General features: G+C 70.9%; 11 protein-coding genes. 6 read left to right on the forward strand and 5 right to left on the reverse strand.

The genetic code is table 11. The features are described 5' to 3' along the window. Position 1 precedes the first annotated feature (1 nt). Positions 2-1,165: an ABC transporter ATP-binding protein gene (locus VH914_13070; protein ID HEX4492132.1), complete on the reverse strand. Its 1,164-nt coding sequence runs from the start codon at positions 1,163-1,165 to the stop codon at positions 2-4. 211 nt (positions 1,166-1,376) lie between these two features. Here VH914_13070 and VH914_13075 point away from each other — a divergent pair, with 211 nt between their 5' ends. After that, the gene (locus VH914_13075; GenBank protein HEX4492133.1) at positions 1,377-3,836 is read left to right on the forward strand and encodes an FAD-dependent oxidoreductase; all 2,460 of its coding nucleotides are present in this window, start codon (positions 1,377-1,379) and stop codon (positions 3,834-3,836) included. Between the two features lie 21 nt (positions 3,837-3,857). Here VH914_13075 and VH914_13080 read toward each other — a convergent pair whose 3' ends face one another. Next, positions 3,858-4,754 carry a diiron oxygenase gene (locus VH914_13080; protein ID HEX4492134.1) on the reverse strand — a complete coding sequence of 299 codons (897 nt, stop codon included), beginning with the start codon at positions 4,752-4,754 and terminating at the stop codon, positions 3,858-3,860. Between the two features lie 90 nt (positions 4,755-4,844). On the opposite strand from VH914_13080, the gene VH914_13085 reads away from it, so the two are divergent. Both VH914_13085 and VH914_13090 read left to right on the forward strand, forming a co-directional pair. Further along, the gene (locus VH914_13085; GenBank protein HEX4492135.1) at positions 4,845-5,669 is read left to right on the forward strand and encodes a MerR family transcriptional regulator; all 825 of its coding nucleotides are present in this window, start codon (positions 4,845-4,847) and stop codon (positions 5,667-5,669) included. Next, entirely contained in the window at positions 5,656-6,075 is a 420-nt protein-coding gene (locus tag VH914_13090) for a VOC family protein (GenBank protein ID HEX4492136.1), read from the forward strand. Before VH914_13085 ends, VH914_13090 begins: the two co-directional genes overlap by 14 nt. 29 nt (positions 6,076-6,104) lie before the next feature. On the opposite strand, the gene VH914_13095 is transcribed toward VH914_13090, so the two are convergent. The 3 genes from VH914_13095 to VH914_13105 all read right to left on the reverse strand — a co-directional run bounded on the left by VH914_13095 (position 6,105) and on the right by VH914_13105 (position 8,685). Continuing rightward, entirely contained in the window at positions 6,105-7,172 is a 1,068-nt protein-coding gene (locus VH914_13095; GenBank protein ID HEX4492137.1) for an S-adenosylmethionine:tRNA ribosyltransferase-isomerase, read from the reverse strand. After that, positions 7,172-7,885 (reverse strand): SDR family oxidoreductase, encoded by a 714-nt coding sequence (locus VH914_13100; GenBank protein ID HEX4492138.1) that lies wholly within the window; start codon positions 7,883-7,885, stop codon positions 7,172-7,174. The genes VH914_13095 and VH914_13100 overlap by 1 nt, the downstream gene beginning before the upstream one ends. Positions 7,886-8,031: 146 nt before the next feature. After that, complete coding sequence (locus tag VH914_13105) at positions 8,032-8,685, reverse strand: TetR/AcrR family transcriptional regulator (protein HEX4492139.1); 654 nt, start codon at positions 8,683-8,685, stop codon at positions 8,032-8,034. Between the two features lie 90 nt (positions 8,686-8,775). Between VH914_13105 and VH914_13110 the strand changes: the two genes are divergently transcribed. From VH914_13110 to VH914_13120, 3 genes are all read left to right on the forward strand, one after another. Beyond that, complete coding sequence (locus VH914_13110) at positions 8,776-9,393, forward strand: sulfotransferase (protein ID HEX4492140.1); 618 nt, start codon at positions 8,776-8,778, stop codon at positions 9,391-9,393. A 247-nt stretch (positions 9,394-9,640) separates the two neighbouring features. Then, positions 9,641-11,224 (forward strand): ATP-binding cassette domain-containing protein, encoded by a 1,584-nt coding sequence (locus VH914_13115; protein HEX4492141.1) that lies wholly within the window; start codon positions 9,641-9,643, stop codon positions 11,222-11,224. 28 nt (positions 11,225-11,252) lie between these two features. Continuing rightward, positions 11,253-12,430, forward strand: a 1,178-nt coding sequence (locus VH914_13120; GenBank protein HEX4492142.1) for a GNAT family N-acetyltransferase, incomplete at its 3' end; no start/stop codon positions are given.

The raw sequence follows: 12,430 nt of genomic DNA on the forward strand, positions 1-12,430 counted from the left end.
GTCAGACGGACGCGGCCGGTTCGATTTCGGGATCGGCGGTGGGGTCGTCGAGCGGGCCGGGCCGGCGGTCGGGAAGCAGGCGCGCCGCGCTCGCGTCCCAGCCCGCCCAGATCGGATCACCCGGTCGCAACATCGGCAGCCGTTCCTCGGCACCGACGTGGGCGACGATCTCGTTGCCGTCGGGACCGGCGAGTGCGAAGCGGATCACCGGACCTTGGAACACGTAGTCGATCACCGTGCACGGCAGCATCGGCGTGCCGTCCCCCGGATCGGTCGGGCTCACGCGGACGCGCTCGGGCCGCACCATCAGCTGCGCGTGTTCGCCGGCGCGGACGGTGTTGCCCTCGAGCGGCGCGCCGAGCTTCAACCCGCCGAGCGCGACGACGACGGAATCCGAAGTGGTCGACTCGACGGTGACCGGCCACAGGTTCGCCTGGCCGATGAAGCCGGCGACGAAGACGGTCTCGGGGTGGTGGTAGATCTCCTCGGGGCGGCCGATCTGGTCGACCCAGCCGAGGTTCATCACCGCGATGCGGTCGCTCATCGTGAGCGCCTCTTCCTGGTCGTGCGTCACGAAGATGAACGTGATGCCGACCTCGCGCTGGATGCGCTTGAGCTCGATCTGCATCGCCTGCCGGAGCTTGAGGTCGAGCGCGCCGAGCGGTTCGTCGAGGAGTAGCGCGCTCGGAAAGTTGACGAGCGCGCGCGCGAGCGCGACCCGCTGCTGTTGACCACCGGAGAGCTGCGCAGGCTTGCGCTTCGCGAACTCGGAGAGGCGGACGATCTCGAGCAGCTCGCCGACGCGCTTGCGGGTCTCGGGCTCCGAAACCTTGCGGGAGCGGGGGCCGAACGCGATGTTGTCCCACACCGTCATGTGCGGAAAGAGCGCGTACTGCTGGAAGACGGTGTTCACGTTCCGGCGATAGGGCGGGACGCGCGACACGTCCTCGCCTTCGAGGCGGATCTCACCGCTCGTCGGGGTCTCGAAGCCGGCGATCATGCGCAGCGTCGTCGTCTTGCCGCAGCCCGACGGCCCGAGCATCGCGAAGAACTCGCCGCGAGCGATCGCGAAGTTCGCGTCGTGCACCGCGACGAAGTCGCCGAAATGCTTCGAGACGTGGCGCAGGTCGATGACGTCGTCGCGAGTCTCGCTCAGCTTGCCCACCTCCCCAATGCCGAGACCACGACCGTCGGCCGCGGCCCCATTGGTCGCCCCCCGGCGACTTCCGCCGCAATGTCGCACGTCGTCAGCGCGACCGCAAGCACCGCACCGCAAGCATCCCGTCACGATCCGTCACGGAACCCGCGCGGGCGCGCGTACCTACGGATTCCGTAGGTAACGGAGCCCGGTCGGACCGCTGCCTAGGCTGCGGCGCATGTCGGACCCGGTGCTGCCGTCGCGCGCGCGCGTCGTCGTCGTGGGCGGCGGAATCATCGGCACGTCGGTCGCGTACCACCTCGCGCACGCGGGCTGGACCGACGTCGTGTTGCTCGAACGCGATCGGCTCACGTCCGGCACGACGTGGCACGCAGCCGGGCTGATGGTGACGTTCGGCTCGACGTCGGAGACGTCGACCGAGCTGCGCAAGTACACGAGCGCGCTCTACGCGCGGCTCGAAGCGGAGACGGGCCTCGCGACCGGGTTCAAGCCCTGCGGCTTCATCGAGGTCGCGTCCGATCAGGACCGGCTCGAGGAGTACCGGCGCGTCTCCGCGTTCAATCGCCACTGCGGCGTCGACGTGCACGAGATCTCGCCCCGCGAAGTGCACGACCTGTTCCCGCTCGCGCACACCGACGACATCCTCGCCGGCTTCTACGTGGCCGAGGACGGTCAGGCGAACCCGGTCGACGTCACGATGTCGATGGCGCGCGGGGCGCGGATGCAGGGCGCGACGATCGTCGAGGGCGTGGCGGTGACGGGATTCCTCCAGCGCGGTGGCGCCGTCAGCGGCGTGCGCACCGCACACGGCGACATCGAGTGCGAATACGTCGTGAACTGCGCGGGCATGTGGGCGCGCCAGCTCGGCGCGACCGCGGGGGTGAACATCCCGCTCCAGGCGGCCGAGCACTACTACCTGATCACCGAGCAGATCGCCGATCTCCCGCCGAACCTGCCGGTGCTCGAAGATCCGGCGTCGTTCGGCTACATCCGTGAGGAGGTCGGCGGCCTGCTCGTCGGATTGTTCGAGACGGTGTGCGCGCCGTGGCACGTCGACGGCATCCCCGACGACTTCTCGTTCGGCGAGATCGCGCCCGACTACGACCGCATGGCGCCGTACGTCGAGGCCGCGATGGCGCGCGTGCCGGTGACGAGCGAGGTCGGCATCAAGAAGTTCTTCTGCGGCCCCGAGAGCTTCACCCCCGACCTGCAACCCGTCGTCGGCGAGGCGCCCGAGCTGCGCAACTACTTCGTCGCCGCGGGCCTGAACTCGATCGGCATCCTCACCGGTGGCGGCATGGGCCGGTTGCTCGCGCACTGGATCACGACCGGCCGCCCCGACATGGACGTCACCGGCTTCAACATCGACCGGCTGCACCCGTACCAGTCGAACCCCGAGTACCGAGCGACGCGCACCGTCGAGTCGCTCGGCATGGTGTACCAGTGCCACTTCCCGTTCCGGTCGATGCAGAGCGCGCGCGGCGTGAAGCGGTCGGCGATCCACGATCGGCTCGCGGCGCGCGGCGCGTACTTCAAGGACGTGAGCGGTTGGGAAGGCGCCGACTGGTACGCGCCGCCGGGCGTCGAACCCGTCGCCGGCGCGCTGTCGTGGGGTCGTCAGCACTGGTTCGACTCCTGGTCGGAGGAGCATCGGGCGACGCGCGAGGGCGTGATCGTCATGGACATGTCGTTCATGTCGAAGTTCCTCGTGCAGGGGTGTGACGCAGGGCGGGTGCTCTCGCACATCTCCGCGAACGATGTCGACGGCGAGCCCGGCGTCATCACGTACACGCAGTGGCTCAACGACCTCGGTCGCATCGAAGCGGATCTCACCGTCACGAAGCTCGCCGACGATCGCTACTGGGTCGTCGCGTCCGATACCGCGCACGGCCACGCGCTCACGTGGATGCGTCGACACGTTCCTTCGGATGCGCACGTGAGCGTGTCCGACCTGACGTCGGGGTACGCGCAGATCAACGTGCAGGGTCCGCAGTCGCGCGCGTTGCTGCAGTCGGTCACGTCGATGGATCTCTCGAATTCCGTGTTTCCCTATCGCTGCGCGCGCGAGATCGACATCGGCTTCGCGCGCGTGCTCTGCATCCGCATCACGTACCTCGGTGAGCTCGGCTACGAGCTCTACATCCCGACCGAGCAGGCGACGCACGTGTACGACCGGCTGATCGCGGCGGGGGAGGCATTCGGGTTGCGGCACGCGGGGCTCAAGGCGCTCGCGAGCCTCCGGATGGAGAAGGGCTACCGCGACTACGGGCACGACATCGACAACACCGACTCGGTGCTCGAGGCCGGACTCGGCTTCGCGGTCGCGTACGACAAGCCCGGTGGGTTCATCGGACGCGACGCGGTGATGGCGGTGCGCGATGCGGGACCGTTGCGCCGCCGCCTGCTCCAGGTGCTGCTGCAGGATCCCGACCCGCTGATGTTCCACGCCGAGGTCGTGCGGCGCGACGACCGCGCGGTCGGCTACGTGCGCGCCGCGTCGTACGGTTGGACGCTCGGCGGCGCGGTGGGGCTCGCGATGGTCGAGGCCGACGAGCCGATCACCGCGGCGTGGGTGAAGGACGGTCGGTGGGACGTCGAGATCGCGGACGCGCGGGTTCCCGCGATCGCGTCGATCCGCCCGCTCTACGACCCGAACATGGAGCGAATCAAGAGCTGACGCGTCCGCGGGCCGAGGGATTCAGGCGGCCAGACCGAGCGCGGTCCAGGCCTCGACGCTCGCGTCGTCGATCACGCCGATGTCGGTGAGGAACGCCGTGAGCTTCGCCAAGCCGGCGACGATCACCTGCCGGTGATGCGGGTTGGCCCGCGCGATCTCCGCTCCGTCCGCGATGCCGAGCTCGTCGTACACCGCGGGGTCGACGCTCAGCTCCGCGACGACCGACACGAGCACGGGCGCAGCCTCGATCACGACCCGCCGCGCGTTCGCGTCGAGCGTCGCCCACGACTCCGCGAGGTAGGTCTTCGCGAAGCTCACGTGCCGCGCTTCCTCGAGTACGTGCAGCTTCGCCATCGCGCGCGACGTCGGGTGGACGCGCTCGTCGCGCATCGTGGCGCGGTTCATCGAGTCGAGCAGCTCCTCGACTGCGAGGATCAAGAGGTACGACACCATCCGGCGTTCGCTGCCACCGTCGGAGTCCGACAGCACGGTGCCGGACAGAGCGGGCCGGTAGGCCGGAGTGCCGGCGCGGCGCACGTACTCGCCGAACATCGCGGAGTGCCGGCACTCGTCGGCCACCTCGACGAGGAGGAAGCGGTGCGCCGGATCGGTGACCGGCAGCTCCGCGAGGTGGCGGAGCACCACCTGCATGAGCACGTTCTCGAACCAGATGCCGGCGCCGCAGAGCGCCGCCGTCTCGTGCCGGCTGTAGGCGATGCGGTCGGCTTCGCTCATCGCGTCGTAGGGCGCGGTCCCGTAGAGCGGCAGTTGCTCGGGCGGGAGGTGGAAGGCGGAGTCGTCGATCGGCACGTTCCAGTCGACGTGCACGAAGGGATCGAGGGTGGCGCGCTGCGAAGCCGCGACCAGCTGGTCGGCCCGGGCGGCGGTACGGGGGAGGAGCGAGGCGGTGGGGGTCATGCGCCCACCCAAACACTTGCAGTCGACACTGTCAAGGTATTCTGCCAGTTATTACTGTAATCATTCGGCGACGTGTGCTTGACTCGGCCGGTGAGCCCCGAAGCGCCCGAGCCCGAGCCGGAGCCGGAATCGGAGTCGAAGTCGGAGCCGAAATCGGAGCCGACGTTCGGGCTCCAGGCGCTGGCCGACCGGAGCGGGCTCCCGGTCCGCACGATCCGCTGGTACCAGTCGGAGGGGCTGCTCCCGAAACCCGAGAAGCAGGGCCGCGACGCGGTGTATCGCCGCGAGCACCTCGAGCGGCTCGCGTTGATCGCGGAGCTGCGCGACCGCGGTCTCACCCTCAATGCGATCCGCGACCTGGTCGCACGGTCGCGACCGGCGCGCACCGTGTCGGAGTGGCTCGGCATCGACGCAACGCTCACGGCTCCGTGGTCCGACGATCGCCCGCGCATCGTCGATCGCGAGCAGCTCGCCGAGCTGATCGGTGATCGGCGCGTCGGCCTGCTCGCGGAGCTGCAGGACGCCGACTACGTGAAGCCCACCGAAGGCGGCGGCTGGCTCGTGCCGAGCCCGATGCTGCTCGACCTCGCGCTGCAGCTGCACGACGCGGGGATCGAGGTGGAGCTGAGTGGGCGGCTGCGCGATCTTCTGCGGCGTCGGCTGGCCAAGGCCGTCGACGACGCGGTGAAGCTCGTGGTCGAGCGCACCGGCGCGGGCTTCGCGGGCGCGGCGAGCCCGCGCGAGGTTGCGACCGCGCTCGGCGTGCTGCGCCCGATCGCGCGTGAGACGACGAGTCTGATCCTGGCGCAGGAGGTCGAGCGCGCGTTGCGCGAGCTCGCGGGTGCCGGGCCGGCCGCGCTCGAACGGGCGTTGCCTGCGGAAGTGAGTGAGAGAAGCCGCCATGCCCGGCGATGACCCGTCTCCGCAGCTCGGCCAGGTGAACCTCGTGACGGGCGACATCGACGCGATGGTCGCGTTCTACCGGCGGCTCGGCGTGCGCGTCGACGACGACGATGACGCGTCGTCCGGCGCGCGCCACGTCGAGATCGCGATGGGCAACGGCTTCAGCCTCGAGCTCGACAACATCGTGAGCGCGTCGTCGTGGAACGCGGGCGTGCGCGGCGACCGCGCGCCGACCGTCGTGTTCGGCTTCTCGCTGCCGACGAGCGCCGCGGTCGACGAGACGTATCGCGATCTCGTCGCCGCGGGTGCCGTCGGCCGGCAGCCGCCCTACGACGCGTTTTGGGGTGCGCGTTTCGCGATCGTGCGCGATCCCGACGGTCACGACATCGGCCTCATGGGCCCGCGGGATCGGTCGTAGCGCGCGCCGCGACCGTCGTCGCTGGTTCGCTAGGGCAGGATCAGGTGCTCGTCGCCGAACTCGTGCCACTGGTAGCCCTCGGCGAGGCTCGCCGCGTACGACGCTTCGAGCAGCGGCCGACCCGCGACCGCTTCGAGCATCAAGAGGTGCGACGCCTCGGGCTCGTGCCATCCGGTCAGCAGCCCGTCGACCGCACGCACCCCGCGCTCCGGTGTGATCACGAGGTCGGTCCATCCGTCGAACGGGTGCACGGTGCCGTCGCAGTCGACCGCAGACTCGAGCGCGCGCACCACGGTCGTGCCGACCGCGACGACGCGTCCGCCGGCGGCGTGCGTCGCGTTCACGCGCATCGCAGTCGTCGCCGACACGTGCACGGGCTCCGGGTACGGCAGTTCGTCGGCTTCGAGTGAAGCGACTCCCGTGTGGAGAACGACCGGCGTCACGCCGATGCCCTTCGCGACGAGGCGCATGATCACGTCGGGCGTGAAGGGGCGCCCGGCGCTCGGCATCTCCGCACTGCCGGGCTCGGTCACGTACACGTTCTGATACGCCGACAGCGGCCACGGCCGCTCGACGTATCCGTAGCGGATCGGCCGGCCGTGCACGGTCAGCCACGTGAGCACGGGGTGCGGCAGGTCGAGCTCCGCGACCCACAAGCGCGCGCTGTCGAGGTAGCGCTCGCGCAGGCTCATCGACGCGTCGGGTGCGAGCGTCAACGCGCGCGGCGGGTCGTCGTCGGGCCACCGCTCGGTCGTGTGGCCGGCGATGCGCCGCGGCTCGACGACCCAGCGACCGTCGTCGAGCCGGGTCGAGAGGTGCACGGTGATCTCGGCGCCGGTCGCCGTCGTCGCAGTGATCGCGGCCGGGATCGTGCCCGACGTGTTCACCACGACGAGATCACCGTCGTTCAGGAAGGCGGGGAGCAACGCGAACGTCGTGTGCACGAGCTCACCCGTCCCGCGGTGCGCGACCATCATCCGCACCGCGTCGCGCGTCATGCCGCGCGCTTCGGGCGGTGCGCTCGCCTCGAGCTCGGGCGGCAGATCGAACGTCAGCCGCGGCGACTGCGTCAGTGGCTTCGTCAGCGTGCTCGTCATCACTTCACCTCCACGACGTCGGAGAGGTCGGCGGCGCGGTAGCGGCCGCTCGGTGGCGCGTTCCAGAGCAGGCTGCGGAGGCGGGGCACGACGCGCTCGGGGAGCGGGCGATCGGAGATGTCCTCGCCTGGGAACGCCTCCTGGTGCATCTGCGTGCGCATGTCGCCGGGGTCGAACCAGTAGACGCGCACGTCGGGCTCCTCGGCGGCGAGCACATTGCTCAGCTGCTCGAACGCAGCCTTCGACGAGCCGTAACCGCCCCAGCCCTCGTAGCCCTCGACCGCGGCGTCGGACGTCATGTCGACGACGGTGCCGTGCGCGGCACGCAGCGCGGGCAGCGCGCCTTGGATGAGCGCGAGCGGCGCGATCACGTTGACGCGGTAGACGGACTCGAGCTCGTCGAGCGGGTAGTCGGCGAGCGCCGGCTGGGGCGACGGGCCGAGCAGGCTCGCGTTGTTGACGAGCAGGTCGATGCCGCCGAGCTGCTGCGCGGCGGCGACGACTTCGGCGCGGTGACCCGCGTCGGCGACGTCGCCCGGAACCGCCCGCACCCGGGCACCCGGCGCGGCGCCGGACGCGATCTCGGCCGCGGCCCGGTCGAGCGCGGCGCCGTCGCGAGCGTCGAGCACGACGTCCCAACCGTCCGCCGCGAGGTCGGCGGCGAGGGCCTTCCCGAATCCTCGCGAGGCTCCCGTGATCACTGCGACCGCCATGGCCATCCCCCTTCGTCGGAGTGCCGGCCACTTTAACAAGTGATCACTTGCGTAATTCCGATCTGATCGAGAACGGCGACGCGGGCGCGTCGCCAAACTCGATCAGATGCCCAAAGGCCCTGGTCAGCGCGCTGGCGGCGCGGGCGTCAGGGGGTGGCGGTGAAGGGGGCGAAGAGCGCCCCGCAGACCATGTCGACGAGGTTCTCGACGAACAGCTGTCCCGGCAGGTGGGCCCGCATGCCGCTCGGGTCGTCCTCGACGCGCGAGCGGTCCGCGCACAGATGGAGCGAGGTCTGGGCGAGGGTCACGATCCGCTCGCCCGCGATCTCCGGGGGCATGCGCTCCGCGAGCTGCTCGTAGAGCGCGGTGCCGACCTTCGTCGCGATCTCGGGCGCCGACGACACCATCTCCCGCACGTGCAGATCCGGGCGCTGGAGCAGGTCGCTCATGATCTTCACCCACGCCCGCTCGCTCGGTCCCCGCAGCAGGTACACGGCGGCAGGCCGCACGAGCACGGCGACCAGGCTGCGGGCGTCGTCGCCTTGCCCATCGGCGATCGTCGCCTCGAAGAGCTCCCGCTGGATCGCCGTGATCGCCGGCATGTGCCGGTCGATGAGCGCCTGCATCAGACCGGCCCGGTTCTCGAAGTGGAACTGCACCGCCGCCGCGTTGCGCGCCCCGGCGGCGAGCCGGATCTCCCGCAGCGAGACCGCGTCGACGCCGCGTTCACCGAAGAGCTGTTCGGCGACGTCGAGCAAGCGTTCCCTCGTGCGCCGCCCGGGGGCAGTCACGGCGCTCATGCTACGACCCGCCCGTTGTCTCCCGGTTGATCCGCGCCCGTTGCGGCCACGAACCAGGCCGTGCGAGGCTTCTCGACCGGGGGGATCGGGATGCCGTTGAAAGTGATCGGTGCGGGTGTCGGGCGGACGGGCACGCACTCCTTGAAGCTCGCGCTCGAGCAGCTGCTCGGCGGGCCCTGCTATCACATGATGGAAGTGTTCGGCCGTCCCGACGACGTGCCCCGCTGGCAGCGTGCGGTCGACGCGAACCCGGGCCCGTGGGACGACATCCTCGGCTCGTACGTCGCCGCGGTCGACTGGCCGGCGTCCGAATTCTGGGAGCCGATCGCCGCGGCATACCCGGACGCGATCGTCCTGCTGTCGACAAGGAAGTCGGCCGACGCGTGGTTCGAGAGCGCGAACAACACGATCTTCGCGGTGATGGACGGTGTCGGCGCCGAGAACCCCGAGTGGCACCACATGATCGAGGGTCTGTTCGCGCACTTCGGTGACGTCACCGATCCGGTGGCGGCGAAGGCCGCGTACGAGCGCCACAACGCGCACGTGCGCGCGACGGTGCCCGCCGACCGGCTCGTGGATTGGGAGCCGGGTGACGGATGGGAGCCGATCTGCGCGGCGCTCGACGTGCCGGTTCCCGACTCGCCGTTCCCGCACGTGAACACCACCGACGAGTTCCGCACGATGACCGGGCTCGACGCCGCGCACTGAGCTTTCTGGTCGGGCTCGCGAGCTTCGACGCCTCGGTCCGCCGGTCGCGCCGGCCGCAAGGTGACCCGCCGTTCGTGCCGGCGCAAACGGAGCGACGGTCGATATCGGCGAGCCGTCCGAGGACGGCTCTCTAGGCTCGCGCCGTGGTTTTGCCGAACCGTCGAGCCGCGAGCGAAGCGAGCACGCGACCGAACTCGCTCCCGTCCCGCGCCTCGGAGCCGCGAGCGCAGCGAGCGCGACCGTAGACATGGGCGCGGTCGACGTCAGCGGCGTGTCGTACGCGCTGCCCGGAGGACGGACGTTGCTCGACGATGTCGGGTTGCGCGCCGGCGACGGTGAGCACGTCGCGCTGATCGGCGCGAACGGCAGCGGCAAGACCACGCTGTTGCGCATCGTCTGCGGCGACCTGCGACCGCAACGGGGAACGGTCGCCGTCGACGGTCGCCTGCTCGTGATGCGCCAGCTCCTCGGCACCGACGACGCGACCGTTCGTGAGCTGCTCGTCGGCGTCTCGCCGCCGGCGTTGGGCGCTGCCGCGGCCGAGCTTGCCGCGGCAGAGACCGCGGCCGCCGCCGACCCGTCCGACGCGGCGGGCATGCGGCTCGCCCGCGCCCACGCCGCGTACGGCGACGCCGGTGGGTACGACGCCGAGGTGCTCTGGGACGTCTGCACGTCGCGCGTGCTCGACGCGAGCTTCGAATCCGTCGCCGATCGCCGGCTCGCGACGCTCTCGGGCGGCGAGCAGAAGCGGCTCGCGCTCGAGGCGCTGTTCCGCTCCGACGCCGACGTCCTCGTCCTCGACGAACCCGACAACTTCCTCGACGTGCCCGGCAAGGAGTGGCTCGAGGCGACGATCGCGGCGTCGCCGAAGACGGTGCTGTTCGTGAGCCACGATCGCGAGCTGCTCGCGCGCTCGGCGCGGAAGATCGTGACGATCGAAGCGGGCGGCAACTGGACGCACGGGGGCGGCTTCGCGGGCTACCACGAGGCGCGCGACGCGCGGCTCGCGCGTCTCGACGACCAGCATCGTCGCTACCTCGAGGAGCAGAAGCATCTCGTCAAGGCGCTCAACGAGTTCCGCCGCCGCGCGCAGATGGGGAGCGACACGTTCGCGTCGCGCGTCCGTGCGACGAAGACGCGCATCGAGCGGTTCGAGCGTGAGCCCCCGCCGGCACGGCCGGCGCAGCAGAACGTCACGATGAAGCTCGGCGGCGCGCGCACCGGCAAGCGCGTCTTCACCGCCGAGCACCTCGAGCTCGACGGGCTCACCGATCCGTTCGACGCCGAGATCCTGTTCGGCGAGCGCATCGGTGTCGTCGGTCTCAACGGCACCGGCAAGAGCCACTTCCTCAAGCTGCTCGCGGGCTACGACGTCGCGCACGCGGGCGAGTGGAAGCTCGGCGCGCGCGTCGTACCCGGTTACTTCTCGCAGCTGCACGAGGAGACCTCGTCGCGCGCCGGCGACGGCGAGCGTCTGCTCGACGTGATGATGCGCGCCGGTCACAGCCGCGGCGAGGCGATGGCCTCGTTGCGGCGCTACGAGCTGCACGGGTGCGCGGAGCAACCATTCGTCACGCTGTCGGGCGGGCAGCAGGCGCGCTTCCAGATCCTCATGCTCGAGACGTCCGGCGCGACGCTGCTCCTGCTCGACGAGCCGACCGACAACCTCGACCTCGTGTCGGCCGAGGCGCTCGAGACCGCGCTCGCGCAGTTCGAGGGCACGGTGGTCGCGGTCACGCACGACCGCTGGCTCATGCGATCGCTCGACCGGTTCCTCGTCTTCGGCAGCGACTGCAGCGTGCGCGAAGCGCCGGAGCCCGAGTACCGGTGACCCGGTGACCCGGTGACCCGGTGACCCGGTGAGCGCCGCGCGCAATCCGTGGCCCGCGGCCGACATCCACGTCGAGTGGGGCGTTCCCGGCGTCGAACAGGCGGTCGCGCGGGGCGACGGTGTCGTCGTGGTCGACGTCATGTCGTTCTCGACGGTCGTGACGCTGCTCACCCAGCGGGGCGCGACCGTGCGGGGCCTCGCTCCCGACGACATCGCCACGCTCGGCGGCCGCGACGCGGTGGCGGAGCGTCTCGGCGCGCACGTCGCGGGCGAGAACCGCGGCGACCCGAGCGCGCGATTCACGTTGTCGCCGGCGAGCGCGTCGCGCGTGAGCGCGGGTGATCGGCTCGTGCTCCCCTCGCCGAACGGCGGCCGGCTCACGACCGCGTGCGCGGGCGCGCCGTTCGCCGTCGTCGGAAGCTTGCGGAACTGCGCGGCGGTCGGGGAGTTCGTTGCGGTCGCGCGCCGGCTCGAGCTCGTGGAGCGGGTCACGATCGTCGCCGCGGCCGAGCAGTGGAAGGCGGACTGGACGGGCGCCGACCGCTCGCGCTTCGCGCTCGAGGACTGGCTCGGTGCGGGGGCGATCGCGTCCGAAGCGCGCAACCTCGGCGTGCACCTCTCCGCGGAAGCCGAGACCGCGGCGCGCGCGTTCGCGTCCGCGCGCGCCGACCTCGACGCGCTGCTCGCCGAGAGCCTCAGCGGTCGCGAGCTGCGCGACGCCGGGTTCGCGGAGGACGTGGTGCTCGCGTCGGAGGTCGCGGTCGATCCCGGCGTCCCTTGCCTCGGCGCCGACGGTTTCGTCGCGCGCCTGCCGTTCGCCGTACGGCCGGCGACGGAAGGCGACCGGACGTACCTCTTCACGCTGAAGCAGGCGACGATGCGCGAGTACATCGCGGACGCGTTCGGTGGCTGGGACGAGCGCGAGCAGCGGACGATGTTCGACCCCGATCTCGCGCGCACGGCCATCGTCAGCGTCGACGGCCGCGCCGCGGGCATGATCGAGGCACGTCGCGACCGCGGTGGCATCTACCTCGCGAACATCGAGGTCGATCCCGAGTACCAGAGCATCGGGCTCGGCGCGCGGTTGGTCGGCCTGCTCGCCACCGCCGCGCACGCGCACGATCTCCCGCTGGTGCTGCAGGTGTTGAAGACGAACCCGCGCGCGCGGCGCTTCTACGAGCGGGTCGGCCTGCGCGTCACCGGTGA

It is taken from the genome of Acidimicrobiia bacterium (genome assembly GCA_036271555.1).
Classification (GTDB): domain Bacteria; phylum Actinomycetota; class Acidimicrobiia; order IMCC26256; family PALSA-610; genus DATBAK01.